Below are 25589 nucleotides of genomic sequence, written 5' to 3'. Positions count from 1 at the left end.
CCGCCTTGCCTTTGCCTTACTGGCTTTGCCCTGACGACAGTTATTTATATTAGCAACCTTTTTTGGTTTTTGCAACCCTTTTTTATGATTTTTTTAAAGTGACTAACTTTAAAATTCATGCTAAAGTTGAAATATCAAGGTTTATTAGGAGGTTTTTTAAATAAAAAAATTTGATTTAGCAATTATCGGAGCAGGACCAATTGGACTTTTTAGTGCAAGTTTTGCTCATTTGCACGGGTTAGAAACTATTGTATTTGATTCATTAAGTGAAGCTGGTGGACAACCAAAATTACTTTACCCATTTAAAAAAATTTTTGACATTCCCGTATTTAACCAAATTACTGGAGCTGAATTAATTGAAAAGTTGATGTATTCAGCTGAAAGAAAAGCAAAATTTGTATTTGACCATCGTGTTAATTCTATTGAAAAAATTGAAGATTACTTTTTAATTGATAAAGAATTTGAAGTTAAAAGTGTTATCATTGCTACTGGTAATGGTTCATTTACACCTAAAGCATTTCCTTTACACACAAATGATGAAATTGAAAAACGTATTCAATATTTTATTAATGATCCCCAAAAATTTCAAAATCAAACAATTGGCATTTTTGGCGGCGGTGATTCCGCATTAGATTGGGCACTTGAGCTTGCAAATGCAGCTAATACCCAGATTAAAATCATACATCGCCGAAATGAATTTCGGGGGCTTGAAGCTAATGTTCAACAATTAAAAAAATTACAAAACGTTGAAGTTCTTACACCCTATCTTCCCAAAGCTGTTACTCTTAGCAATAATCAGCTTGAAATTGAATTAAAGGAAATAGGTACTACAAATATCATTGCTAAGAAATTTGATCAAATTGTTGTTGCCTATGGTTTTCGTAGCGATAATAATTTTGTAAGTAAGTGGGGCGTTAACTTAACCAAGGGACAAATTGGCGTTTCACGCGCAATGGAAACCAATATTTCAGGCATTTATGCAGTAGGAGATGCTGCCTATTACCCAGAACGCGTCCCAGTAATTGGTCTAGGCTTTGGCGAAGCACAAATAGCAATTACATCAATTATGCGTTCACTTTTTCCCAAAAAAAATTTAACCATTCATTCAACCAGTATATAGGAGCAATTTATGACTATTGTCAATTTTATTCTACACATTGACCATCATTTGATTGAAATAGTAAATCAGTTTGGTAGCTGGACATACTTAATCATTTTTGGAATTATTTTTATTGAAACTGGATTAGTTATTTTCCCATTTTTACCAGGTGATTCGCTTATTTTTGCCGCCAGTTCAATGGCAGTTAATCCCAAATATAACCTCAATATTTGGCTAATTTATTTGGCTGTTGTTCTTGCCGCAGTTTTAGGTGATGCTTGTAATTATGAAATTGGGGCACGATCAGTGACTGCTGGAGAAAAATATTCTTGGTTCAACAAACTGATTAATCAAAAAAATCGTTTAGCAGCCGAACAGTTTTTCAATCGCCATGGACCGATCACAATTGTTATAGGTCGCTTTATCCCCTTTATTAGGACATTCGTTCCATTCATTTCTGGCGGTAGCAAAATGCACTACGGAAAATTTGCTATCTATAACATAGTCGGCGGAATCATTTGGAGTGGCATCTTCACTATAATTGGTGCTATTTTTGGCAACATACCATTTGTTAAAGATAATTTTTCCTTATTAATCTTGGCGATTATCTTAATTTCAGTTTTACCAATTTTGGTTGTTACTCTCAAAAAACATTATACTCAAAAAAAGGAGCCCCATTAGGAGCTCCTTTTTATCGTTGCAATAATTGATTGGCAAAATATAGTTCATAAATAGTTCCACCTACAGCAAAGCAAGCGGCAAAAAAGCCTTCAGTCAAAAGATTAATAATTGGGTCAGTCTCAGGATTAAATAACCAAGTAGTACTCCCAATAAAAAATAGGTGGTGAAAATTGATAAAAAATTGATCAAAATTCGTCAACGCAAAAGGTAGGGCAGCAACTGGTAAAAGCAACAATAATAGTGCACAAATTTTATTTAATCTGAAAAAGCTTTTCTTACTTTTACTGTTCCAAAAATACAATATTAAGCAACACAAAAAAGCAATAATTACTATGGTAAATAACTTTTTTACATCAGCAAAATGCTGTGCAGCCGCCATTGAAGTAGGTAAATTACTCATTCTAAGCTTCTTTTTAAGCGGCCATATTAAATACCATAACAATTGATTATAATTTCCCATTATTTGACCTATTGATAAATTGACTACCTTATAAGTTTTTTGTACCAAAACAAAAATCATTAAAAGAGGCCAACTAGCAATAACCGCTCCTACAACACTACTAGTAATTGCAAAAACAAAATGATAAATAATACTAAAAAAATTATTTTTGTCGATCATAATTTAATTTCATCCAAATTATTAACAATAAGTGTTGGTTGCCTTTTACCTTGAATATCTACTTTCTTTGTAATCCCAGTTAATACAAGTAATTGATCAACTTGGCTATTGAATCCTGCCTTAATATCAGTTTCATAATTGTCACCAATGATAAGTGCATCTTCTTTTAAACAATTTCTTTGCTTTAAAAGTAGCTCTACAATAATTTTTGCGGGTTTACCAATATATATTGGTTCACATCCACTTGCAGCAGCAATCATGGCACATTGTGAACCATTACCTGGTAGAAGCCCTTTTTCACTAGGCAGATTTAAATCGGCATTTGTGCCGATAAAAATTGCCCCCTTTCTGATTGCGCTAGTTGCAATTTGAACTTTGTGGTAGGTAAAATCAGTATCCATTCCTACAACTACATAAGCAGGATCATTAGGATTTAATTCAAATTCTGGATGCTTAAAAAATTCACTCCATAACCCAACCTGGCCAATTAGATAGACACCGATTTTTTTATTTTCTTTTGCTTGGCTTAAAATGTAACTAGTTGTTGCCATACATGGTGTATATATATGCGAAATATCCGTATTGATACCATGTTTTGCCAGCTTTTCAACCACCATCTGTGGCGTACGTGTTGTATTGTTAGTTAAAAAAAGATAATCCTTTTCCAATGATTCCAGTCGCTTGATGAAGCGCACCCCCGAAGCAATCGTATCTTGTCCCCGATAAATCGTACCATCAAGATCAATTAAAAATAAACGATAATCTTTCACCTAATTGCTACTCTTTCTTTTCTTAATAATAAAATTATGCTGTAACGTTGACCTGATCTTTACTTTCTTTCTTCTTCGATATTGACTTGGGGATTGCTTTTTACTATTAGTAGAGCGGTAATGATGCACTGGACTTAGTAGCTTTAAAATAAAATAACCCGCACCAGGATTACAATATTCCATTAAATAATCAGCAATCGTTTGTTCCCTGCGATCAATTGTAGCTTGCACGTTATCTTTATAAAAGCCTTTTAAGCGCAAATGTTCACTTGAGACATCCCCAACCAAAAAATCATATTGGTCTAAATAAGGATCATATTTTTGGCGTAAAACTTCTATACTTAGTGCTTCTTGCTTATTAACAACTATCTGATAAGATTGCTTATTAATTTTTAAATGATTACCGTTTAAGGTCACAACTGCTAAAGGATGCCGTAGGGGTTGTTCTTTAACAAAACGATTTTCTTTATTTCCCTTAGTTGTCTTGGCTGCCATTTCTTTTTCCATCATCAATATCACTTCCTGTTAATGGGTATTTTTTACTCAAATAATTGCCAACTACTTCGCGTAAAAATTGTGGAAATAAAAACTGATTTTCACCCACAATTGCTAAAGTTGGAAAGAATGGTACTAAAATATAATGGTCTAATACGGCAATTTGATAGTTTTTTTTAAAATTTATTTGCTGATTATTCACATAGACTGATTGTTCAACTGGATCATATCTAAGTCCTCGATAATACATCTGCCCAAAAATTTTGCCGCGAAAACTCATTCCCTGCAAATGAAAATGATCTAAGTAATGCCGGTTCTTTTCAATTTCCATAACTAAACGCCATAAGTCACACCCTTGAAGTGTTGTCCGTACTACATGCATTGAATGTGGCAATGCTTGTTGCAAATCATATTTAGTTAAAATTCCTTTTTTAAAAGGTGTTAGAAACAACCCTGAACTAAGCATTGCTATATCTGTTTGAGCAAAATTAGCAATTGCTTCCATCGATACTTCTATTGCCGCGTCTAAACTATTATCATATTGCTTAGGTAAATCAGCAATATATTCACGAGATAAAATTTCTTTTCCACACTTCAAATAATCTTTAACTGTCAATTCATCAGCAGACTCGCTTTTCATTAAACTAGTTGGTTCAACATGTGGCAAAATTTTTTGTATCTGATGCTCATTATCTATTTCAATGTAAATATTGCCTACAAAATTACCCCATTTTCCCGTCTGAGTAATCCAAACGTTATTAACCTCTAACCCATGTTTCAATAAATCATGACTATGTCCGCCAATAATTAAATCAATTTCTGGATAATTTTTTGCCAAAAAGCAGTCCATGTTTAACCCAACGTGTGTTAACAAAATTAGAACATCATATTGACCAGCAATCTTCGGTAATACCTCATCCATTGTCGCTTTCAACGTCTTGACATGCCAATGATTAGGTTCATAGGAAAGAGGATAAGCTGCAGTTAGCCCAATTAAAGCGATTCGCGTACCTTTATTAGTTTTAATAATTTTATCTTGCAGTGCCCAATTTGGCCTTGTTCCATCTTCTTCTTGTAAATTTGCCAGTAGAACGGGAAAGTTAGCATGATCAAATAAATGCTCTACTGTTTCATGAGAATTAGAAATACCCTCATTGTTACCAATTGTAATTGCATCATAATTGAATGAATTCATTAATTTAATGTTTGCTTGGCCATAAGTTGCATCCGTTAATGGATTTGATCGATCCATAAAATCTCCTGCATCAAATGTTAAAACTTGATCAACAGACCTATCTTTTTGTGCTTTATGTAAATAACGAGCAATTTGAGGAAAATGCTCAAAATGTGAATGTAAATCATTAGTATGTAAAATACGCAGTTGTTCCATCTTTAACTCTCTATCCAATTTGATTAGATTTTAAAACCAAATTATAACTATCCAAGATTTTGCCTTTAGGTTTTTCCCACTCTACCCAAGTCGGATTTTTCCAATCTCGTTCATTATTTAAAGTTTCTAAATGATAATTCTGATTAATATACTTTTCATAGATGACCAAAGCCTTGGTACGAGGTATATTTAACTGTAAAATTCGCACATTTTTAATTAATCCATGATCAACCGCTAATTCAGCAATTCCATTTTGATCAATATTTGAAATTTCAAAATACTTGCTACCATCATTACGGATAATCTCTTCAATTAAATCAAATTCTTCATATTCTTCATTCATAAATTTTTCCTACATAAATACATAAACTTCAATTGTGACATATAGCAAAAACTGTGCAACCATGCTATTGTAGTATTGATAGAGGTGTACACATGAAAGTTAACGGCCGTTTACTTAAAGCTTTATTTTTTAGTATAGTCTTTTTAATAACCAGTGGATTTACCGTTGTTGGTCATCGCGGAGATCCTAGTAAATACCCTGAAGAAACAATTCAAAGTGATGACTCTGCCTTCAATTCAGGAGCTGATTATGTCGAACTTGATTTGCATCTATCTTCAGATGGAGAATTAGTAATCTCGCATGACGATGATTTATACCGCGTTACCCATACTCATGCAATTGTATCACAAAACAATTGGCAAACACTTAGCCAATTAACATATGATAACGGTGAACACGTGCTTAGTTTAACACAACTTTTTGAACATTACCGTAAACAACCACAGGCTAAATTTATCTTAGAAACTAAAATCGATCACTCAATTGATCCTTCATATGAACTAGAAAATAAAATTGCCGCAACTATCAAAAAATATCATATGGAAAATCGTGTCATGATTCATTCCTTTTCAGTTGCCAGCTTGTTTCGCTTGCGCAAATTACTGCCTGATGCCTATCTTATTCTTATAGTTGGCAGCCTTAAGCGAATTAATTTTAGTAATTTACCGCAAGTTAATGCGGTTAATATCTCATCTGACTTAATTTTAAATCATCCTTTCCTAATTCATTGGTTACACCGCTTAAATAAGCAAGTTTTTGTTTGGGCCGAAATGGATGAATCACCATCATTATGGCATTGGCTAATTAATAAAAATATCGATGGTGTAGTAACTAACTTCCCTAGCACGGGTTTTAAATACAAATTAGCCAAAGAAGGAACTAAAAAATACGAAATTAACCGTCAAGGAATCTATTTCGGCAAAAATAAAACTACAACGATGATGAATCCCTACGTCCGTATTAAACAAAAAAAATTTATTTATCCAGGGCAGAGCTTAAACATAATGTATGGTGTACGGGCTCATAATCAACTTTATTACCAAATTGCAAATCAAACTTTTGTTTCTGCTGAATTCGTCAATCTTGATTTAAAACCACAAGAGGTCATGCCCTACCAAGATAAACAACTTTTAGCTAAACCCCAGACTCCAGTTACCATCTACCGTTATCCTGAAAATCAAGCAAAAACGAAAAAAATATTACCAGCTAATCAATTATTCAAAATCAAAAATTTCAATGGTAGTCCAAACAGCATGTGGCTTAAGACTACACTAGGTTGGGTTAAAGCTCGTGATATTCTCTTTTACGGCTTTTTTGATGACGCTAGTTGGCAGCAATACCACAATTTACCTCGCATGAATCGCTATACTAATATTGCTTTAACTGCATATCAACCCCTACAATCCCTACCTGTAAAAACTATTATAGAAACATTAGTAGCTTTAAATAAAAGAAACGGCAGCAAAAGTTAAAATTGTCCCTTAACTTGTAAATCTACTGAATTAATTTGCAGATTGTCTCATTGATATTGCTCCTAATCTAAGTCGTCATAGTAAAGTGCACCCAAACAAAAGAGGCGAGTCTGAGAAAAATTATTTTCCTAAACCAATAAAAAAACAGGTAAAACACTAAAAGCTGTGTTTTGCCTGCTTTTTTTGTATAAAGGACTAGTTGTCCCAGACTTTTTTTATTTATTCATTTGATGTACTTTGCTTTTTTAATAATTCATATGGCAATTCAATTTGCATATTAGCCACTTCTTCATTACTCATTAGTTTTGTTAGCATACGCATCGCTACTGCACCAATATCATATAATGGTTGACGCACTGCTGTTATAGCTGGACGAACTACAGAAGCAATTTGTGTCGCACTTGCTGTCACAATTTCCATATCCTTGGGAATATTTTTACCAGCATCAATTGCAGAATTTAGAATACCCACTGCAGCAACATCACGAGTAACTAGAACACCATCAATATGATCATCTTGCAATTGTGAAAATAAATTGTAACCATCCGAATGATCTTTAATATTGGTATAAATATGCTCTGGGCCCAAATTATTCTTCTTCATAAAGTTTTTATAAGCAGGAATTCTATTTTCGGCATTAACAAATGTATCAGGATTATCTAAAACAAGCGCCAAATTTTTTCTGCCATCATTATAAAAGAGATTAAAAGCTTCAGTATCTGCCTTTTGATAATCAATCGAAACAGAAGGAAATTCTTTATGACGATCTTTTGTTCCAGCTAAAACTACCGGTGTATCAGTCCGCTTAAAAGCCTCAGCAGCTTCATTAGGCAAATTATCAGCCATATAAATAACGCCATCGACTTGTTTATTTAATAGTCCTTGAATTGCCTGATCTTCTTTCATCAATTGATTTTCAATACTCGTAATAATGATATTGTATTTATAAAGCAAAGCAATATCATCAATTCCTTTTGAAAGTTCTGCAAAATATAAATTAGTTAAATCAGGTACAATTAAACCAACTGTAGTTGTTCGTTTAGAAGCAAGACCTTGTGCTACAGCATTGGGCTGATAGTGCAGGCGCTTGATAACTTCCATTACTCGGTCTTTGGTATCTTTACGTACATTAGTATTACCATTAACAACCCTTGAAACGGTCGCCATAGATACCTTAGCCTCACGAGCAACATCATAAATTGTAATATCTTGTTTACGCATCCTTTTCCCCCGTTTTAAAAATACTAGTATCAAATTTAGCATGCTTTTCCAAAAATTGCAAACGTTTACAACTATTCTTTCATTTTTTCATATAAAGAACATGGTATACTTCTTTTAATTAATCAATTGATTGAAAGGAATAATCATGAATTTAAATAAATTACAAGAATGGTTGCAAAGTTCTGGCAACGATATCGCCTATATTTCTAATCCAACAACAATCGCTTATTTTACTGGCTATGAAATGGAACCACATGAGCGGATTTTTTGTTTACTAGCCTTTAAGGATCATGAACCCTTTGTATTTGTTCCTGCATTAAATGTCGAAGAAGCTAAAAATTCAACTTGGGATGGTGATGTTTATGGCTATCTTGACTCCGAAAATCCTTGGGCGCTCATTGCCGACAAAGTAAAAAGCCGAACTTCAGCATATCAAAGATGGGCGTTAGAGAAAAATAATTTGTCTGTTTCTCATTATCAATTAATGCATCAGCAATTTCCAGATGCTAATTTTGATAGCGATTTATCCAATTTTATTGCTAAAATTCGTTTATATAAAACTCCAGCAGAAATTGCAGAATTACAAGCCGCTGGGCGCGAAGCTGACTTCGCTTTTCAAATCGGCTTTGACGCTATTAAAACAGGAGTTACTGAACGCTATATCGCTGGACAAATTGATTATCAACTTAAGTTGCAAAAAGGCGTTATGCACGAAAGTTTTGAAACTATTGTGCAAACTGGAGCTAATGCAGCCAATCCCCATCTTGGACCTACAATGAATACCGTTAAGCCAAATGAATTAGTTCTATTTGATTTAGGCACAATGCATAATGGTTATGCCTCTGATTCAAGCAGAACGGTAGCTTACGGAGAACCAACAGCTAAACAGAAAGAAATATATGAAATTGATCGTGAAGCTCAACAAGCAGCAATTGACGCAGTTCGTCCTGGAATGACTGCGGCTGAACTTGACAGTGTAGCCCGCGACGTTATTACTAAAGCAGGGTATGGTGAATATTTCATTCATCGTTTGGGCCATGGCATCGGTAAGGAGGTCCACGAATATCCCTCAATCGTTCAAGGCAATGATTTAATTATCGAAGAGGGCATGTGTTTTTCTATTGAACCCGGAATTTATATACCAAATGTTGCTGGTGTCAGAATTGAAGACTGCGGGGTTGTAACTAAAAATGGCTATGAACCCTTTACTCATACCAGTAAAGAACTAAAAATTTTACCACTAAAAGATTAATTATTTAGCCATAATTAAAAAATGCACGAGAAAATTTTTTCTCGTGCATTTTTAGATACTTCTATGGTCTAACATATGAATCATTTGAGCCATATGTTTCATCAGGCTTATTTATATCATTAGCATTCTCGGCATGATGTAAGTCACTAACTAAATCTTCTGCATGATCTTGCACTGCAGCAACTGCGTCAGTAGAATTATCAATGACAATATCATCAAAATCTTTCAACTCTGAATCATCTTCAACGTTTTTAGGAAATGAAGCCAACTGATTCTTAACAACTTCTGTTCCATTATCGTATTTCTTCTTTAAATCTTGAACAGCTTCATTATTTTTAACCTTTTTCTTTAATTCATCAATCTGATTATCAGAAACTAATAATGAACCAGCTAAAAAGCCCGCAGTACCACCAATAATTGTACCGAATATAAAACTTGTAAGTTTTTTCATAAAAATTAACTCCTTTTACTTAATTTATTAGTCTTTGCCTTTACGGCGCCTACGTCTTGCAAACACCGAAGTTAAAGCAGAAGACATTATACCGTCACGTTTCAAATGAAAGTTGCTGACTTTTTTTGCCATCCGCCGCGAAGAAGCATTAACATCTGAAACACTTACACCTAAATCAGCGGCTGCTTGAACAACCGGATCCATAGTTTTCATCTTTAGATTAACATCTGCCATTAAAACATTAGTCTTATCTAGCAAATCACCAGTTTGCTCGAGTAATTCATCAACATCTTTTGTTACTTGTTGAATGGATTCATTGGTAAGCTGGATTGTTTTATTTACTTCCTTGGCTGCTTTTGCAACACGAATAAGTACTGGTATTGTAAAAAGTACTAAAATTAATAATGCGACTGCCGCAATTAAACCTGCCAGTGCACCATAGGAAATTATCATCTTCTACCTCCAATTCTGTACCTAGAAAAAGTCTAGCATGAAAATAGGTTAATCTCAATCTATATGTAATAATTTGCTATAGTTAATATAAATATATGAAAGGTAGAAATTATGAATAAGTCATTTCAAATAAATCAAAGAGTATTAAAGTTTAATTGGGATAGATTAGGCGAACAAGCACTTACAGTTTTATGGCAGTTAGCTATTTCAACTATTGTTTTCTATATTATTGATCAATGTGGTAAAAAAGTAATTAGTCACTATTTAAAGCATAATAGACAGCCACAAAATAAACGTACACGAACTGTAGCAACCTTAATCACTAGTATTTTTGAATATACCGTGATTTTCTTTTATTTGTTTGCTGTTTTATCAATTTTGGGTATTCCTGTTGGAACTTTATTAACTAGTGCTGGAATTTTTTCATTAGCTATTGGTATGGGAGCACAAGGTTTTGTTAGTGACTTAGTTAATGGTTTTTTTATTCTTAGTGAAGACCAATTCGATGTTGGTGATTTAGTCCAACTTAATAATCAAACAGGCATTGTAATTCAATTGGGGTTACGTACTACCCGACTACAAGCTACTGATGGATCAATTATTTATATTCCCAATCGAAATATATCAATTGTGCAAAATCTAGCCCATGGCGGGATTGGTCTTGATATTGAATTGCAACTAAAAGCCGATAATGACTTCAATAAAGTTAATGCCCTGATTAAAAAAGTCAACGGTACTATTTCTCATGACTCACTTATTCAAAAGCCCCAAATTATTGGTATTACAGAGCAAACAGCCCAAACAATAAAATATGTCATCCACTTTCAAGTTGATACTGGCTGTGAACAAGTTGTGCGTGATCGCTATTTAACAGCATATTTAGCAACATTATCCCAAAATAATATTACCTTAGCTAGTTAATCAAAAAACAGGTACTTTATAGTAGACCTGTTTTTTTAATTTATTCAAATTGAGCTAACCAGGTTGGAAAGATTGCTAATAATTTATTAATTGCTTTTCCTCGATGTGACAAACTATTTTTTTCTAGTAAGGTCATCTCAGCAAATGTCTTGCCCTTTTCAGCAACATAAAAAAGGGGATCATAACCAAAGCCATCAGCCCCACGCGGAGCTAGCAAAATTTGTCCTGTACACTGCCCACTAACAACTAAATCTCGATTAAAAAAGTTAGGCATAGATACAACAATCGTCGTATTAAAATGCGCTGTTCTCTTTTCAAGTGGAACTCCACCCAATTCTGCCAATAACTTAGCATTATTTTTGGAATCGTTATGTTCTGCACCAGCATATCGAGCTGAACGGACACCTGGAGCTCCATAAAGCGCCTCAACCATCAACCCAGAGTCATCAGCAATAGTCACCATTTGACTAAAATCAGCTAAAGCATGTGCTTTCAATTTTGCATTTTGGACAAAGGTGGTTCCCGTTTCTGCAACAACTGGTGGATTAGATAAATCATTATTTGTTATTATATCTAGCTTAAAGCCATTCTTTTGGAAAGCTGCCTTTAATTCTCTAGCCTTCCCCTGATTAGTCGTTGCAAATAAAATTTTCACCTGTCTTCTCCTTTCATATTTGTTGCGCCTGAAAATTAGAATCATTTAATACTAATCGACCCAATTCATTAACTTTCTCCACTTTACCCGTCGTATAAAATTCATGCTGGGCTACAGCTAAGTTAGCATTCAATAAATGCTCTTTTTTTAACAAGTTATATGTGTATCGTGCCACTTGATCTGCAGGATCAATCACCTGTACATGTGAACCAACTTGACGTTCAAATTCTGAACGAATAATTGGATAATGGGTACAACCAAGAATTAAGGTATCAAAATCAACTGTTTGTAAAGGCAATAATATTTCAGATAATGCCTTATCATATTCACTATGGCTAGCATTATTCTCAATTAATGGTACTAACTGCGGCGCAGCGACCTCTGTTACCTCTATTTTTGGGGCGTATTTAGTAATCTCTTTTTGATACGCATGAAGATTAGTGGTCATTTGCGTTGCAACAACAGCAATTTTTTGATTTTGGCTAGCATTGATTGCACATTTAGCCCCCGCCGGAATTACACCAATAATTTTAGGACTAATTTGTTTTTGAATAATATCCATGGCTACTGCAGTAGCAGTATTACATGCAAAAATTATTACTTTAACATTTTTACTTAGTAAAAAATTCACACTTGCTAACGTCAACGAAATAATTTCGGCCTGTGATTTATTACCATATGGAATATGAGCGTTATCACCTACAAAAATTATATTTTCATTCGGCATTTTTTTTATAACTTTTTTAACTACTGTTAATCCGCCAACACCAGAATCTAATAACCCAATTGGTCGCTTATCCATATCATAAATCTCCCTAAATTCTTTCTACTTCCATCAATTTTACGGTAAAATAAAAGAAAATAAAAGGGATGAATTCTTTATGCACAACGACAACCAACAAAATGAACATATCTATTTTGTCAATCAATTATACCGTGATTTTCTTTTACCAACAATTTTAGGTAGCGATAATAATGAAATTCTCTATTGGGCTGGTAAAAGAATTGCTAGAAAATATGATCTAGCCTCCTTTGACGATATTAATAGTTTTTTTTCAACTACAGGATTCGGTATTTTGACTAAAATCAAAGAACGACGTACAGAAATTATAATGGAATTAACAGGACAAAGTGTAGTTGATCGGCTAAATAGTGGAATTAATGAATTTTCATTAGAAGCTGGCATCATTGCAGAAGCTTTTCAAAATGAAACTAAACGTACTACTGAATGTGAACAAAAAATTGATGAAAAGCAAAAAAAAGTTCAACTAATTACCAAGTTTAGCTAAACTTTTAAGTCTATCTATTTAATTTTTTGGTGTTTTTGCAATATGATTATTAAATGGAGGTGTAAAAATGTTAAAAGAATTTAAAAAATTTATTGAACGAGGAAATGTAATTGATCTCGCAGTTGGTGTAATCATTGGTGGAGCATTCACTAATATTGTTAACTCCTTAGTAACCAATCTAATTAATCCATTAATTGGCCTATTTATTGGTAAAATTGACTTATCCAATTTAGTTCTTAAAGTTAGCGGGGCAACATTTAGATATGGTGAATTTATTAACACAGTAATTAATTTCCTAATTATTGCATTTATTGTTTTTTTACTTGTTAAAGCCGTTAATAAAGTTACTAAACATGATGAACAGCAGCAAAAACCAGCTGGCCCATCTACAGAAGATTACCTCAAACAAATTCGTGATTTATTAAAAGAAAAAAGCAATTAAAATCCTACTTAGTAAAAATTTAAAACTAATTATAATAACCCTAAAATCATAATAATTTTAGGGTTATTTATTAGCTCTTAATCTGTATACTGATTTAAAATTTGATTGAGTTTAGCCTTAGGCGTATAACCCGTTAATCTGTCAACAATCGCACCATTTTTCTTAATAACAAGCGTCGGAATAGCCATAATACCTAATGAACTAGGCGTCGCTTTATTTTGGTCGACATCCATTTGGGTAAATTTTACATCTTGCCGCTCTTCAGCCAGTTCTTCAATTACTGGTGACTGCATCTTGCATGGTCCACACCAAGTTGCCCAAAAATCAATCAGTACAACGCCATCTTTAGTTTCTGTTTCATAATTTTGATCTGTCAGTTCATCTACCATAGTCATACCTCACCAATAATACATTAAATCTTTCTTTGATAATGTAATTATAGCATTATGCTTACTTTTTACAAGTGAAATGTTTTTACTTTAAATGTACAATTGTAGCACCATTTCCCCCCTCATTTGCTGGGGCATAATTATAGCTTTTAACATGCCTACTTGATTGTAAATATTGCCAAACGCCCTTTCTAATTGCACCTGTACCAATACCATGAATAATTGTAACTACATCAAGTCCTGCTAAAAGGACAGAATCAAGATAAAGATCAAGATTATTCATAGCTTCTTCATAACGCTGGCCACGTAAATCTAATTCACTTTTAGCATTACTGCGACGCTTAGCACTGACTGCATGCACCTTTGCCTTAGCCTTAGAATTATGAGAAGATTCAGTCTTTTCGATATCTTGATCACTGACTTTAACTTTAATAATTCCGAGTCGCACTTCATACTGATGCTCACTTAATTTTTTGGCTATTGTGCCAACTTGACCATATGATAAAACCTTAACTTGATCACCTACTTTAACCTGGTGCCGTCGTTTTTCTCGCTGTAATACCCGGTTATGAATCAAATTATCATTTTGTTGTTTTAATTGGTTCAATTCACCTTTAGCAGCAATTAATTGATTTTGCTTAATATTACCCTGTTGCTGCTCTAACTGTGCAATAATATGGTCAGCTTTTTTACGGCTCTTAGCTATGACCTCGTTAGCTCTTTCTTGAGCAAACTCAAGTTGCTTTTGCACGCGCTGATTGTACCAATCTAAAGCATGCTCAAGTTTTATTTCTAATTTTTTAGACCGATCAAGAGAAGACTCTAGATGGTTACGCGCTATTGTAGCTGCATTAGTTTGCTTAGTCAATTGCTCAATCATTTGATTGATATCAGCATTATCTTCATCTAATAAGCTTTCAGCATTTTTGACAACATCTTCACGCATCCCTAATCTGCGTGCAATAGCAAAAGCATTACTATGACCAGGAATTCCAATTTGTAAATGATAAGTAGGCGCTAAAGTCTTTAAATCAAATTCCATTGAAGCATTGCTTGTTCTAGGTCGGTTATAGCCATAAAGTTTTAATTCAGGATAATGCGTAGTAACCATAATTTTAGCCTTTTTATGACGGAAAAAATCTAAAATACTTATAGCAAGACTAGTGCCCTCTTCTGGATCAGTTCCTGCACCAATTTCATCAATTAAGACTAAGGATTCATCGTTAACTTTTTTCATCATTTTAATGATTCCGTTAATATGAGATGAAAAAGTACTTAATGATTGTTCGATTGATTGTTCATCGCCAACATCGACACAAATATCTCTAAAAATTCCTACCTTGCTATTTTCTGCTGCCGGAATAAATAGTCCAGCCTGAGCCATCAGTTGGAGTAGCCCCACAGTTTTTAAGGTAATTGTCTTACCCCCAGTGTTGGGACCCGTAATTAGAACCGTATCAAAATCTTTTCCTAAATAAATATCATTTGCGACTACTGTTGCAGAATTAATCAGTGGATGGCGTGCTTTTAAAAGACTCAACGAATGATCGGTTGTTAATTTCGGTTCAGTTGCCTTCATTTCATAAGCTAATTTCGCTTTAGCCTGCAAAAAGTCCAGTTCTACTAGGGAGGTAGCAATCTGATCAATCAAATCAACTTCTTGGCGTGCTAAATCAGATAAATTACGTAAAATACGTCGTTCTTCCTGCTTTGCTTGCGCAAGCATATTCTGTTGATGATTATTTAAATTCAAGACCGCACTTGGTTCTATGAATAAAGTCTGCCCACTGGAACTTTGATCATGAACAACACCACCAAATTTATTTCGATATTCCTGCTTAACGGGAATAACATAGCGGTCATCACGAATAGTAACTATTTGTTCAGATAAATATTTACTCGTATTACCTTTAAGATAGCCATCCAACTTTTTTTTGATTTCTTGGTCATTACTTTTTAGTTCGTAACGTAAATGAGCTAGTTTGGTTGAAGCAGTATCAAGTATGGTCCCGTCGAACTCAATTGCTTTTTTAAGTTCACTAAACAATACTTCCGGTATTTCTAAATTATCCAGAATACTTGCAATAGCTGTTAAATCTAGATCTTCTTCATCAATTTCCACTAAAAAATCATTTACATCACTGGCTAATGTTAGTACCAGTAGCAAATTGCCTAATTCTTGAGCATTTAAATTTGCTTTAATTCTTAAGCGCTTAGTACTTGGTGCTACATCAGCAAAATCGGTTAAAGGTAGTTGCCCTTTAATACGTAATAAATTTGCACCCACTAATGTTTGCTGAAGAGCGAGTTTAACTTGCTTAAAATCTATACTTGGCGTTAAAGTAGCTGCTCTTTTTCTAGCTGGTTCAGTAATTGCCTGTAGTTGCAATTTTTCTGTTATTTTAGCAAATTCTAAAGTCTTTAATGTCTTATTATCCATGCCTAAAATTCTCTATCAATAAAAAAAACTGGCCAGGCCAGTTTTTAATTTATTCACCACTTAAACGGTCATCGTCCAAAAATGTGTTAAGCACTCCTTGAACCATATCCCATTCATCATCTGCCTCAATTTCATGCAAATCACTACTAGTTACATCTCCTGCTTCATCAGCATCGTAACTAAATGCTAATACTTCAACTTCATCACTTTCGCTAGAAGTAGCTGGATAAAGTAAAATATAAGACTTGTCATAGTCATCTGAATGAAAGGTAAATAAAATTTCGTATAATTCTTCATTCCCCTTATCATCAACTAAGGTAATTTGACGGTCTTCACCGTGAACTTCTTGTGTCATATTAATCCTTTCGATTTAGATCTAAATAATTTTGTAAAATCAAAACTGCCGCCATCTGATCAATTATTGCTTTTTGCTTATGACGATTATGTACCCCAGCTTCTTCAACTAAAACTCTTTGTGACTGAGCTGTGGTCAATCTCTCATCAGAAAAGTAAACTGGTAAGTTAAACTTAGCTTTTAGTCTTTCGGCATATGCCTTACTACGCGCAACAGACGCACCTGCAGAACCATCCATATTTTTGGGTAATCCTAATACAAAGCCATTTGCCTCATATTTACGGACAATTTTTTTTAATGGGCGCATACCAAAATTATAACGATTCTCATCAATCATAATAGTTTCAACCATTTGCGCAGTAATACCCAATGCGTCACTTACTGCTACCCCAACAGTCTTTGATCCCACATCTAAACCTATTAAACGCATTATTTATTTTTGCCAAGATAACTTTTTACAAGTTCTTCAATAATCTCATCACGCTCATGTTTCAAAATCAAATTACGCGCATCATTGTGCCGTGGAATATAAGCTGGATCACCAGACAATAAGTAGCCAACAATCTGATTAATTGGATTATAACCCTTTTCTTCCAAGGCATTATAAACATCTTGTAGGGTATCATAAATATTCTTGCCTTTATTCTCATTAAAGTCAAAATGCATTGTCTTATCTAGCGAACTCATAGTTATTCCTCCTAACACAATTTTACTTGAAAAAAAGTGTAAACTCAATTAATTAATTTTGAGAAATCGCCTCAATCACCGCTTGAATTGCATCTCCTAGACCGGCTGGATTTTTACCACCTGCTTGAGCCATATTAGGGCGACCACCACCGCCACCACCAAAGATAGGGGCAGCTTGCTTAATTAAATCACCCGCTTTGAGCCCTTTATCTAATGCTTTTTGGTTCAAGCTAATAATCATATTAGCCTTACCAGAATTAGCGGCAGCCAAAACCAAGATATCTGACTTAGCATTATTTTTCCAAGTATCTGCAAACTCACGCAAATCGTTCATTCCATTGGCATCAATTTTTTGAGCAATAATAGTTAAATCCCCAATTTGTTTAATATCATTGAAAATTTCTTCCGCCTTAGTTTGATTAATCTGCATATTTAAATCTTCCACTTGCTTTTGCGTATGGTGTAAATCATGCTCAAGACTCGTAATTTTGTCAATAATATTTTCCGGCTTGGTTGATTTTACAGTAGATTGAATCTGATCAAGTAATTCCGATCTTTGTGCTAAATACTCGTAAGCCTTTTTAGATACCACAGCTTCAATCCTTCTATGACCTGCACCAATGGCTGATTCAGAAGTAATCTTGAAAATTCCAATTTGATTTGTATTGGCACAGTGAGTACCACCACAAAATTCAATTGAAAAATCACTCATTCTAACTACCCGCACCTGATCGCCATACTTGCCATCAAATAAGGCTAAGGCACCCATTTCTTTACCTTGATCTGGGTCAGTTATTTTAGTTTCAACCTCAATTGCTGACCAAATTTTTTGATTGACTAAGATCTCAACAGATTTAATTTCTTGGGCAGTCATTGGTTCAATCGCCGTAAAATCAAAGCGTAAATAATCCGGTTCTACCAAGCTACCAGCTTGATGAGTATGTTCACCTAATATACTTCTTAAAGCAGCGTGCAATAGGTGCGTAGCTGTATGTGAATGACGCAATCCTTCTCGCCGTGCACGATCAATCTTTAGAGTGTACTCTTGACCCTTTTCCAAGGGTAAAATAACATCTACGAAATGCATATTTTGATCATTAGGGGCATGCTGAACATCTGTTACTTGAGCTACCAGATTACCATCTTGATCATAAATATTTCCATGGTCAGCAACTTGTCCCCCACGTTCAGCATAAAACGGAGTTTTATCAAAAATTAAGGTTGCCTGATCACCTTCTGCTCGATCAACTAATTGATTAGCAACAATGATATCAATTAATTTGGCATGCCGTTCCTCATAAACGCCATACTCAAACTCAGATTTATCCTTTAAATTCATTAGAGTTTCATTCTGTGCGCCCATTGATTGTAAATTACCACGCGCTTCACGAGCACGAGCTTTTTGCACTTTCATTTCGGCATCAAAGCCTGCTTTATCTACTTCTAAGCCAGCATCTTGAGCAGTTTCAAAGGTTAGTTCATATGGAAAACCATAAGTATCAAATAGTTTAAAAGCATCTTGGCCCTTAATAACCTTACTGTTATTTTCTTTTGCTTCAGAAATTAAATTATCAAGTAAAGTCAGCCCAGATTCTAGTGTTAATTGAAAACGTTCTTCTTCATTCTTGATGACCTTAGCGATAAAGTCTTTTTGTTCAGTCACTTGTGGATAATGGCTCTCCATTATCTTACCGACAACTGAAACTAACTTATAAAGAAAAGCTCCTTTAATACCTAGGCGTTGGCCATTTAAATCAGCACGGCGAATTAAGCGTCTTAATACATAACCACGTCCTGTATTAGAGGGCAAAGCCCCATCAGCAATAGCAAAACTGACAGTTCTAACATGATCAGCAATTATTTTAAATGAAGTAGTATCAGCTGCTACTTTACCATATTCTTTACCTGCAGTCATTTTTTCAGTTGCGTGAATGATCGGTAAAAATAGGTCGGTTTCAAAATTGGTCGGTGCATCTTGCAAAATTGATAAAACCCGTTCTAGGCCCATACCCGTATCAATATTTTTATGTGGTTGATCAACATATTGACCATCGGCTAAATGGTTAAATTGTGAAAAAACAATATTCCAAATTTCTAAATAACGAGCATTTTCTCCACCAGGGAAATTTTCTGGATCATCTTCTGAAACATCATTATTTTCTTGACCGCGGTCATAAAAAATTTCAGAGTCAGGACCACATGGTCCTTCACCAATATCCCAAAAATTTTCTTCTAATTTTACAATATGATCTTCTGGCATACCAACTTCAAGCCAAACTTGGTATGCTTCTGTATCTTTGGGATAAACGGTACAATATAGTCTTTCTTTGTCTAAATCAAGCCAGTTTGGACTGGTTAAAAATTCCCAAGCCCAACTTATTGCCTCTTTTTTAAAGTAATCACCGACCGAAAAATTGCCTAGCATTTCAAAGAAAGTTTGGTGACGAGCAGTTTTACCAACATTTTCGATATCATTAGTTCTAATTGATTTTTGTGAACTAGTAATTCGGTGATTTTTAGGTACAACTGAACCATCAAAGTATTTTTTCATGGTTGCCACACCTGAATTAATCCAAAGTAGCGTTGGATCATCTTGTGGAATTAGTGATTGACTGGGCAAAACCATGTGACCGTGCTCTTTGAAAAAGTCCAGGAACATTTGCCTAAATTCTGAACTTGTCAATTTCTTCATCAAATTTTCTCCCTTATAACAAAATAAAAACACTGTTGCCAAACTTAAGGACGCTCAAAACGCGGTACCACCTCAATTGCAACAGTGCTTGTTACCTCTTCATTTAATCTTAATAAAAAACATAAGGAGCATTTCTTAAGTAGCAATAAATCATTCTCAGCTTTCGATCCTCTCTGTGAATTGCTAATTTAAAAAACATATCTTAAGTTAAAAATAATTGTACTACTTGCACAATCTTTGTCAATGTTAAGTAGCTAAATTAAAACCACTTAAATTAACTTTTTACCAAATCTCTTCTGCTTTTTATTAGTAATATACCCTAATTTTTCATAAAACTGATGCGCCTTAATTCGCTGTTCACCAGAATTCAGTCTTATTTCATTAATACCGTGACTAATTGCCCTTTTCTCAAGCTCACCCATCAGTTTAGTCCCGATGCCCTGTTGCTGATAGGAGTGGCTAACCGCTAGTGCTAGAATGTTATACATTGGATCAAAATAAATTTCTTCATATAATTCAGCATGTAAGTAAGCAACAACTTTTTTAGTAGCATTGTCTTCAAAAACCAATAGTAAGTGATGCTTAGCGTCCGACAGCAGTTTCTTTAAATTAGCCGCTGTTTTCTCTATAGCATAATCATACCCTAACTCGGCTTGATTTAATTTTTGAATAGCATCTGCATCAGTCACTTTAGCATTTCTTATCATTATTAATAAAGCTTTCCTTCAATTCAAACTACTCTTTAAAAAAGTTATCAAATATTGTAACTGGTAAATGCCTTTTATGCTCACTTTTACGCCACAATGCTTCGATTTTTTCTGCCACTTCAGTAGAAACTTCGCGTCCTTCTAAATAATCATCTATTTCCTCATAAGTCACACCTAAAGCTATTTCATCAGGTAAACTAGGTCTATTTTCCTCTAAATCAGCAGTTGGTGCTTTTAAATATAAATGCTTCGGACATCCAAGTTCTTTTAATAATTGTTTACCTTGCCGCTTATCTAAGCGAAATAACGGTGTTATATCTGCAGCACCGTCACCATATTTAGTATAAAAACCACTAAAGTTTTCAGCAGCATGATCTGTCCCCACTACAGCACCATGATTGGCCCCGGCAATAGCATATTGAATAGCCATTCGCTGACGTGCTTTAATATTGCCTTTGTTAAAATCAGTAATTTTTTGACCAGTAGCAACTAAACTAGCGACCATTGCATCAACGGCTGGTTTAATATTAACAATTAAATCTTGATCTGGATTTTGAAAAGCAACCGCATCAGCTGCATCTTGAGCATCAGCCTGCACGCCGTAAGGCAGACGTACAGCAATAAACTGATAGGAGTCATCCCCTGTTTCCTGCCGCATTTCGGTAATTGCTATTTGGCATAATTTACCAGTTAAAGTTGAATCTTGGCCTCCAGAAATTCCTAATACATAAGCTTTTAAAAAAGGATTAGCTTTTAGATATTCTTTTAAAAAATCAACTGATCGCCGTATTTCCCTTTCCGGTTCAATCTTTGGTAAAACATGCTCATAGTCAACTATCTCTTTTTGTAAGGGTCTCATTTATTTGCATCTCCTTTAGCAATTTGATGGCGAATATCTTGAATTAAATTCATTTTACTATCGTAAAGTTCTTGCGACAAATCAACGGGATATTCTTGTGGATTCAAGCTACGTTTGTATTCATCCCATAAACCATCCAAATTTGCTGCACAGAACGCCTTAATTTCATTTAATTGTGGCTGTTGATAAATTAGTTTGCCATCAATATAAATCTCTTTTAAAAGTGGCTCAGCTGTATAATCTGTTACCACTTTATTAATATAAGTATATTCTGGATGAAACATAAATAATGAATCAAATTGGCGAGGATCAACCCCGGCACGACAAACCCAGTCACCTTCATTCTTTTTCTGAGTATTAGCCGAAATACGCCATACTTGTTTTTTACCTGGAGTTGACACTTTAATTGCATTAGATGAAATTTTTATGGTATCACGCATTTGCTGATTTTCATCTTCAATTGATACTAGTTTATAAACCGCTCCTAAAGCTGGTTGATCATAAGCGGTAATATACTTCGTACCAATTCCCCAAACGTCAATCTTTGCCCCCTGCATCTTTAAACTAGTAATCGTATTTTCATCAAGGTCATTTGAAGCATATATTTTTGCATCTTTATAGCCAGCATTATCTAATTCTCGTCGCACTTGCTTAGAAATATATGCCATATCACCTGAATCAATGCGAACCCCTTGAAAATTAATTTTGCTACCCATTTCATCAGCTACACGAATCGCCGTAGGAACTCCACTTCTTACAGTATCATAGGTATCAACTAGGAATACACAATCGGTATGCGTTTCAGCGTAAGCTTTAAACGCTTCATATTCATTACCAAAAGCTTCCACCAATGAATGTGCGTGGGTACCAGAAATCGGAATACCAAATAATTTACCAGCTCGCACATTACTGGTTGAATCAAAGCCGCCAATATATGCAGCACGTGTTCCCCAAAGAGCGGCATCTGTTTCTTGGGCCCGTCTCGTCCCAAATTCCATTACCCCATCACCTTGGACAGCTAATTTAACTCGCGCTGCTTTAGTGGCTAACAAAGTTTGATAATTTATAATATTTAATATGGCTGTTTCAACTAATTGACATTGTGCTAAAGGACCTTCAATTTGCATAAGAGGTTCATTAGCAAATACGATTTCACCTTCACGCATTGAACGTAAGGTTAATTTCATTTCGAAGTGACGTAAATAATCAATAAAATCATCATCATAGCCAACTTCTTCTTTTAAATATTGTAAATCGCTTGCTTTAAATTTTAAATTTTGCAAGTATAAAATCACGTGTTCTAAACCAGCAAAGACACAATAGCCGTTACCAAAAGGCTCTTGCCGATAATAAACCTCGAAAACGGCTTTTCGCTGTGCAATTCCTTTTTTAAAATACGTATACATCATATTTAATTCATACAAATCTGTATGCAGGGTCAAAGAATCGTCTTGCCCTAGTTCTTGATAAAACATTATTTCCTCTAATTCCAACTAATTTTTGCTTTATTATAAACATTTCTAGCTTTTTAAACAATTAGTTATTCTGCCAAAAGTACTTCATAAACCTTTAAAATACTTTCAAGTTGTTTTTTTAATGAGAATCTACTGGCCGCATATTCTTTTTCGCTTAGCGCCATTTGCGATAACTGTTCTTTTGATAATTCAATTGCCTTTTTTAAATTAGCAGCAATTGAATTAATATTACCCACAGTAGCAATAAAACCATGTTGCTTATCTGGAATCATCATTTTAATATCACCAACAGCCGTCGAAAGTAGTGGTAAAAGGTTATCACTAGCTTCCAATAAAACCAAAGGGAAGCTCTCAGAATAAGAAGTTAAAACAGCTAAGTCCATTTTGCGATATAAATTTTCCAACTGTTTTTGTGAGATAAATCCCAAAAAAGTAACTTGCTTTGTCAACTCTAACTTTTGCGCCAATTTTTTCAAACTTGCAAGTTGGGTACCATTACCAGCAATATATAAATGAACATTAGGATTATTAATTATTTTTAGTGCTTTTAATAATAAATCTTGCCCCTTTACTTTTTCTGTGCGGGCAACATTTACAAGATTAAAGCACTGATGTTCTTCTTTAACAGGAATTGCACTATTAGCATGAAATTTTGTTCCGTTATATATAGCGTGTACTTTATTCGCGTCTAAGTTGGCTCTTGTTACTAAAAGTTGGGCAAATTTTTGGGTCACTGCAAAAACACATTCTGCTTGTCTAAGGGCGTATAAGTTGGCTGTTGTAAATACATGACCTAATATACCGTGATCTGCAAAATCGAGATATGGATCTGAATGGACTGTTACACACCACTTGGCCTTAATTTTATGCTTAATCAAGGCAACAAATAAATTAGCGCGCGCACCATGGGTATGCACAATGTCAAATTCTCCTTGATTAATAAAGGTACGCAAACGCTTAAGTCCAGTTAAATCATAACGATTATTCACCCCTAAAACATGCACATTTAGTTGGGCATTTACTGCAGCACTAGCTACAGGTCCTGGAGCCAAGCATAATAAGGTGAAATCTTGCCCCGCCGCTTTAGCCTGCCTAAGTAGATTAACAATATGGGTTAGCCCACCGCCATTTTCAAGACCTGCATTTACATGCAAAATTTTCATAACACTTTCTGTTCCTTTTTAGATTGGTATATTTTTTGGACAAATTTAGGTAAAACTAGCATCCGTTTAAAGCGGCTAGGATTTTTTAACAAACGATATAACCATTCTAGGTGTAACTTTTGCCAAGATTGCGGTGCTCTTTTGACTTTGCCTGAAAAGACATCAAAGCTTCCTCCCACCCCCATCATCAAAGCTGGTAACAAATTTTTGCGCAAAAGGGCTAAAAGCTGTTCCTGTTTAGGTGAGCCTAAAGCCGCAAAAACAAGGTCTGGCTCTGTTCGTTCAATTTGATAAGCAACTAACTCTAAGTCTTCTTTAAAATAGCCATCCCTTGCACCAACTAACTGAATATCAGAGTATTCTTGAATAATTTTTGCTTTAGTTGCTTCAATCACACTAGGTTCAGCCCCAATTAGGTAAACTCGTAAGTTGCGTTCATTGGCAAATGACATTAACCAAGTAAATAAGTCATAGCCAGTAACTCGTTCAATAATTGGGTTACCTAAATACTTTGCTGCCTTAACAATTCCGATCCCATCAGCCGTAATGTAATCTGCATCGTATTTTAAAATTTTCATAAATTCTGGATTTTCATTAGTAGCCATAACAATTTCCGGATTAGCAGTCACGACCAAAGTCGATTGATGAGCATTAATTTTGCCAATAAATTCATTTTGGAATTGTTGAAAAGATTTATTATCAAAGTCAACACCTAGAACATTCACTTTATCCATGACAAATTCCTCCATGTTCCATTTATTATATTTTAGCAAACTATCAAACTTTACGTGACATGTTTTACCTTTTCTATAAATATGATAATATTAATTCGTCAATTAATAGGAGCACTAAATATGAAAAAAGTTATCACCTATGGAACATTTGATTTATTGCATTATGGTCATATTCGCCTACTTCAACGAGCCAAAGAAATGGGCGATTACCTTATCGTTGGCCTTTCAACAGATAAATTTAACGAACTACAGAAGCATAAAGAATCATACAACAATTTTGCTGAACGAAAATATATTTTAGAAGCAATTCGCTACGTTGATGAAGTCATTCCCGAACAAGATTGGAATCAAAAAATTGCTGATATTCAAAAATACGATATTAGTTTATTTGTTATGGGAAGTGACTGGCAGGGTAAATTTGATTTTTTAAAGCCATACTGTCAAGTAACTTATCTATCACGAACACCGGGTATTTCAACGACCAAAATCAAAAATGACTTAAAATAAAAAGCTTTAATTACCTACGGGTTAATTA

General features: G+C 34.5%; 29 protein-coding genes. 8 read left to right on the top strand and 21 right to left on the bottom strand.

Annotated features, from left to right (window positions below):
* Positions 1–160: 160 nt before the first annotated feature.
* Both BM203_RS06425 and BM203_RS06420 read left to right on the top strand, forming a co-directional pair.
* A complete protein-coding gene (locus tag BM203_RS06425) occupies positions 161–1120 on the top strand; it encodes an NAD(P)/FAD-dependent oxidoreductase (protein ID WP_090093646.1) in 960 nt (319 codons plus the stop codon).
* Between the two features lie 9 nt (positions 1121–1129).
* Positions 1130–1780, top strand: coding sequence for a VTT domain-containing protein (locus BM203_RS06420; RefSeq protein WP_090093644.1), 651 nt, complete (start codon positions 1130–1132; stop codon positions 1778–1780).
* Between the two features lie 10 nt (positions 1781–1790).
* Here BM203_RS06420 and BM203_RS06415 read toward each other — a convergent pair whose 3' ends face one another.
* From BM203_RS06415 to BM203_RS06395, 5 genes are read right to left on the bottom strand one after another with little or no spacing between them, the layout of a single operon-like run.
* Entirely contained in the window at positions 1791–2399 is a 609-nt protein-coding gene (locus BM203_RS06415; protein WP_090093643.1) for a TIGR01906 family membrane protein, read from the bottom strand.
* Positions 2396–3169, bottom strand: coding sequence for a TIGR01457 family HAD-type hydrolase (locus BM203_RS06410; protein WP_090093641.1), 774 nt, complete (start codon positions 3167–3169; stop codon positions 2396–2398). The genes BM203_RS06415 and BM203_RS06410 overlap by 4 nt, the downstream gene beginning before the upstream one ends.
* The gene (locus tag BM203_RS06405; protein WP_322867346.1) at positions 3170–3679 is read right to left on the bottom strand and encodes a YutD family protein; all 510 of its coding nucleotides are present in this window, start codon (positions 3677–3679) and stop codon (positions 3170–3172) included.
* Positions 3645–5054, bottom strand: a complete 1410-nt coding sequence (locus BM203_RS06400; protein WP_090093639.1) for a bifunctional metallophosphatase/5'-nucleotidase — start codon at positions 5052–5054, stop codon at positions 3645–3647. The genes BM203_RS06405 and BM203_RS06400 overlap by 35 nt, the downstream gene beginning before the upstream one ends.
* A gap of 10 nt (positions 5055–5064) precedes the next feature.
* On the bottom strand, positions 5065–5397 hold the full coding sequence (locus BM203_RS06395) for a hypothetical protein (RefSeq protein WP_090093637.1): 333 nt from the start codon (positions 5395–5397) through the stop codon (positions 5065–5067).
* A 92-nt stretch (positions 5398–5489) separates the two neighbouring features.
* On the opposite strand from BM203_RS06395, the gene BM203_RS06390 reads away from it, so the two are divergent.
* The gene (locus BM203_RS06390) at positions 5490–6869 is read left to right on the top strand and encodes a glycerophosphodiester phosphodiesterase (RefSeq protein ID WP_090093635.1); all 1380 of its coding nucleotides are present in this window, start codon (positions 5490–5492) and stop codon (positions 6867–6869) included.
* Positions 6870–7088: 219 nt separating this feature from the next.
* Here the strand turns inward: BM203_RS06390 and BM203_RS06385 are convergent, their stop codons facing one another.
* Positions 7089–8090, bottom strand: coding sequence for a substrate-binding domain-containing protein (locus tag BM203_RS06385; protein WP_090093633.1), 1002 nt, complete (start codon positions 8088–8090; stop codon positions 7089–7091).
* A gap of 145 nt (positions 8091–8235) precedes the next feature.
* On the opposite strand from BM203_RS06385, the gene BM203_RS06380 reads away from it, so the two are divergent.
* Positions 8236–9342: an aminopeptidase P family protein gene (locus tag BM203_RS06380; protein WP_090093631.1), complete on the top strand. Its 1107-nt coding sequence runs from the start codon at positions 8236–8238 to the stop codon at positions 9340–9342.
* A 61-nt stretch (positions 9343–9403) separates the two neighbouring features.
* Here the strand turns inward: BM203_RS06380 and BM203_RS06375 are convergent, their stop codons facing one another.
* Positions 9404–9793, bottom strand: a complete 390-nt coding sequence (locus BM203_RS06375; RefSeq protein WP_090093630.1) for a DUF1269 domain-containing family protein — start codon at positions 9791–9793, stop codon at positions 9404–9406.
* Positions 9794–9820: 27 nt separating this feature from the next.
* On the bottom strand, positions 9821–10246 hold the full coding sequence (locus tag BM203_RS06370) for a DUF948 domain-containing protein (protein WP_090093628.1): 426 nt from the start codon (positions 10244–10246) through the stop codon (positions 9821–9823).
* A 111-nt stretch (positions 10247–10357) separates the two neighbouring features.
* On the opposite strand from BM203_RS06370, the gene BM203_RS06365 reads away from it, so the two are divergent.
* Complete coding sequence (locus tag BM203_RS06365) at positions 10358–11167, top strand: mechanosensitive ion channel family protein (RefSeq protein WP_090093625.1); 810 nt, start codon at positions 10358–10360, stop codon at positions 11165–11167.
* Positions 11168–11207: 40 nt separating this feature from the next.
* On the opposite strand, the gene BM203_RS06360 is transcribed toward BM203_RS06365, so the two are convergent.
* Positions 11208–11822 carry an XTP/dITP diphosphatase gene (locus BM203_RS06360; RefSeq protein WP_228150115.1) on the bottom strand — a complete coding sequence of 205 codons (615 nt, stop codon included), beginning with the start codon at positions 11820–11822 and terminating at the stop codon, positions 11208–11210.
* 13 nt (positions 11823–11835) lie between these two features.
* Positions 11836–12624 carry a glutamate racemase gene (gene murI, locus BM203_RS06355; RefSeq protein ID WP_090093621.1) on the bottom strand — a complete coding sequence of 263 codons (789 nt, stop codon included), beginning with the start codon at positions 12622–12624 and terminating at the stop codon, positions 11836–11838.
* Between the two features lie 79 nt (positions 12625–12703).
* Between murI and BM203_RS06350 the strand changes: the two genes are divergently transcribed.
* Together BM203_RS06350 and mscL are read left to right on the top strand one after the other, a co-directional pair.
* Positions 12704–13111, top strand: a complete 408-nt coding sequence (locus tag BM203_RS06350; protein ID WP_090093619.1) for a YslB family protein — start codon at positions 12704–12706, stop codon at positions 13109–13111.
* A gap of 67 nt (positions 13112–13178) precedes the next feature.
* On the top strand, positions 13179–13553 hold the full coding sequence (gene mscL / locus BM203_RS06345) for a large-conductance mechanosensitive channel protein MscL (protein WP_090093617.1): 375 nt from the start codon (positions 13179–13181) through the stop codon (positions 13551–13553).
* A 77-nt stretch (positions 13554–13630) separates the two neighbouring features.
* On the opposite strand, the gene trxA is transcribed toward mscL, so the two are convergent.
* The 11 genes from trxA to BM203_RS06290 form a co-directional block, all read right to left on the bottom strand.
* Positions 13631–13942 carry a thioredoxin gene (gene trxA / locus BM203_RS06340; protein ID WP_090093615.1) on the bottom strand — a complete coding sequence of 104 codons (312 nt, stop codon included), beginning with the start codon at positions 13940–13942 and terminating at the stop codon, positions 13631–13633.
* Between the two features lie 85 nt (positions 13943–14027).
* Positions 14028–16382: an endonuclease MutS2 gene (locus BM203_RS06335; RefSeq protein WP_090093614.1), complete on the bottom strand. Its 2355-nt coding sequence runs from the start codon at positions 16380–16382 to the stop codon at positions 14028–14030.
* A 49-nt stretch (positions 16383–16431) separates the two neighbouring features.
* Entirely contained in the window at positions 16432–16737 is a 306-nt protein-coding gene (locus BM203_RS06330; RefSeq protein ID WP_090093612.1) for a DUF1292 domain-containing protein, read from the bottom strand.
* Position 16738: 1 nt separating this feature from the next.
* The gene (gene ruvX, locus BM203_RS06325; protein ID WP_090093610.1) at positions 16739–17167 is read right to left on the bottom strand and encodes a Holliday junction resolvase RuvX; all 429 of its coding nucleotides are present in this window, start codon (positions 17165–17167) and stop codon (positions 16739–16741) included.
* Positions 17167–17424 carry an IreB family regulatory phosphoprotein gene (locus BM203_RS06320; RefSeq protein WP_090093608.1) on the bottom strand — a complete coding sequence of 86 codons (258 nt, stop codon included), beginning with the start codon at positions 17422–17424 and terminating at the stop codon, positions 17167–17169. The genes ruvX and BM203_RS06320 overlap by 1 nt, the downstream gene beginning before the upstream one ends.
* A gap of 52 nt (positions 17425–17476) precedes the next feature.
* On the bottom strand, positions 17477–20116 hold the full coding sequence (alaS, locus tag BM203_RS06315; RefSeq protein ID WP_090093607.1) for an alanine--tRNA ligase: 2640 nt from the start codon (positions 20114–20116) through the stop codon (positions 17477–17479).
* Between the two features lie 269 nt (positions 20117–20385).
* Positions 20386–20823, bottom strand: coding sequence for a GNAT family N-acetyltransferase (locus BM203_RS06310; RefSeq protein ID WP_090093605.1), 438 nt, complete (start codon positions 20821–20823; stop codon positions 20386–20388).
* A 28-nt stretch (positions 20824–20851) separates the two neighbouring features.
* Positions 20852–21682 (bottom strand): ammonia-dependent NAD(+) synthetase, encoded by an 831-nt coding sequence (gene nadE, locus BM203_RS06305; protein ID WP_090093603.1) that lies wholly within the window; start codon positions 21680–21682, stop codon positions 20852–20854.
* Positions 21679–23157, bottom strand: coding sequence for a nicotinate phosphoribosyltransferase (locus BM203_RS06300; protein ID WP_090093602.1), 1479 nt, complete (start codon positions 23155–23157; stop codon positions 21679–21681). The genes nadE and BM203_RS06300 overlap by 4 nt, the downstream gene beginning before the upstream one ends.
* A 65-nt stretch (positions 23158–23222) precedes the next feature.
* Positions 23223–24320 carry a glycosyltransferase gene (locus BM203_RS06295; RefSeq protein ID WP_090093600.1) on the bottom strand — a complete coding sequence of 366 codons (1098 nt, stop codon included), beginning with the start codon at positions 24318–24320 and terminating at the stop codon, positions 23223–23225.
* Complete coding sequence (locus BM203_RS06290) at positions 24317–25054, bottom strand: WecB/TagA/CpsF family glycosyltransferase (protein WP_090093599.1); 738 nt, start codon at positions 25052–25054, stop codon at positions 24317–24319. The genes BM203_RS06295 and BM203_RS06290 overlap by 4 nt, the downstream gene beginning before the upstream one ends.
* A gap of 120 nt (positions 25055–25174) precedes the next feature.
* Between BM203_RS06290 and tagD the strand changes: the two genes are divergently transcribed.
* Positions 25175–25561 carry a glycerol-3-phosphate cytidylyltransferase gene (tagD, locus tag BM203_RS06285; protein WP_090093597.1) on the top strand — a complete coding sequence of 129 codons (387 nt, stop codon included), beginning with the start codon at positions 25175–25177 and terminating at the stop codon, positions 25559–25561.
* Positions 25562–25589 lie beyond the last annotated feature (28 nt).

The sequence above is a fragment of the Lactobacillus bombicola genome (assembly GCF_900112665.1).
GTDB classification, from domain to species: Bacteria; Bacillota; Bacilli; order Lactobacillales; family Lactobacillaceae; genus Lactobacillus; species Lactobacillus bombicola.
This window is presented reverse-complemented; position numbering and strand designations above follow the sequence as displayed.

Coding starts and splice junctions, on each gene's coding strand:
- BM203_RS06415 (WP_090093643.1), bottom strand. CDS start 2,399: ATGATCGACAAAAATAATTTTTTTAGTATTATTTATCATTTTGTTTTT.
- BM203_RS06295 (WP_090093600.1), bottom strand. CDS start 24,320: ATGAAAATTTTGCATGTAAATGCAGGTCTTGAAAATGGCGGTGGGCTA.
- BM203_RS06375 (WP_090093630.1), bottom strand. CDS start 9,793: ATGAAAAAACTTACAAGTTTTATATTCGGTACAATTATTGGTGGTACT.
- BM203_RS06395 (WP_090093637.1), bottom strand. CDS start 5,397: ATGAATGAAGAATATGAAGAATTTGATTTAATTGAAGAGATTATCCGT.
- mscL (WP_090093617.1), top strand. CDS start 13,179: ATGTTAAAAGAATTTAAAAAATTTATTGAACGAGGAAATGTAATTGAT.
- murI (WP_090093621.1), bottom strand. CDS start 12,624: ATGGATAAGCGACCAATTGGGTTATTAGATTCTGGTGTTGGCGGATTA.
- nadE (WP_090093603.1), bottom strand. CDS start 21,682: ATGAGACCCTTACAAAAAGAGATAGTTGACTATGAGCATGTTTTACCA.
- BM203_RS06310 (WP_090093605.1), bottom strand. CDS start 20,823: ATGATAAGAAATGCTAAAGTGACTGATGCAGATGCTATTCAAAAATTA.
- BM203_RS06405 (WP_322867346.1), bottom strand. CDS start 3,679: ATGATGGAAAAAGAAATGGCAGCCAAGACAACTAAGGGAAATAAAGAA.
- BM203_RS06290 (WP_090093599.1), bottom strand. CDS start 25,054: ATGGATAAAGTGAATGTTCTAGGTGTTGACTTTGATAATAAATCTTTT.
- BM203_RS06300 (WP_090093602.1), bottom strand. CDS start 23,157: ATGTTTTATCAAGAACTAGGGCAAGACGATTCTTTGACCCTGCATACA.
- trxA (WP_090093615.1), bottom strand. CDS start 13,942: ATGGTAGATGAACTGACAGATCAAAATTATGAAACAGAAACTAAAGAT.
- BM203_RS06420 (WP_090093644.1), top strand. CDS start 1,130: ATGACTATTGTCAATTTTATTCTACACATTGACCATCATTTGATTGAA.
- BM203_RS06370 (WP_090093628.1), bottom strand. CDS start 10,246: ATGATAATTTCCTATGGTGCACTGGCAGGTTTAATTGCGGCAGTCGCA.
- BM203_RS06390 (WP_090093635.1), top strand. CDS start 5,490: ATGAAAGTTAACGGCCGTTTACTTAAAGCTTTATTTTTTAGTATAGTC.
- BM203_RS06320 (WP_090093608.1), bottom strand. CDS start 17,424: ATGAGTTCGCTAGATAAGACAATGCATTTTGACTTTAATGAGAATAAA.
- BM203_RS06385 (WP_090093633.1), bottom strand. CDS start 8,090: ATGCGTAAACAAGATATTACAATTTATGATGTTGCTCGTGAGGCTAAG.
- ruvX (WP_090093610.1), bottom strand. CDS start 17,167: ATGCGTTTAATAGGTTTAGATGTGGGATCAAAGACTGTTGGGGTAGCA.
- BM203_RS06400 (WP_090093639.1), bottom strand. CDS start 5,054: ATGGAACAACTGCGTATTTTACATACTAATGATTTACATTCACATTTT.
- BM203_RS06350 (WP_090093619.1), top strand. CDS start 12,704: ATGCACAACGACAACCAACAAAATGAACATATCTATTTTGTCAATCAA.
- BM203_RS06330 (WP_090093612.1), bottom strand. CDS start 16,737: ATGACACAAGAAGTTCACGGTGAAGACCGTCAAATTACCTTAGTTGAT.
- BM203_RS06335 (WP_090093614.1), bottom strand. CDS start 16,382: ATGGATAATAAGACATTAAAGACTTTAGAATTTGCTAAAATAACAGAA.
- alaS (WP_090093607.1), bottom strand. CDS start 20,116: ATGAAGAAATTGACAAGTTCAGAATTTAGGCAAATGTTCCTGGACTTT.
- BM203_RS06380 (WP_090093631.1), top strand. CDS start 8,236: ATGAATTTAAATAAATTACAAGAATGGTTGCAAAGTTCTGGCAACGAT.
- BM203_RS06365 (WP_090093625.1), top strand. CDS start 10,358: ATGAATAAGTCATTTCAAATAAATCAAAGAGTATTAAAGTTTAATTGG.
- tagD (WP_090093597.1), top strand. CDS start 25,175: ATGAAAAAAGTTATCACCTATGGAACATTTGATTTATTGCATTATGGT.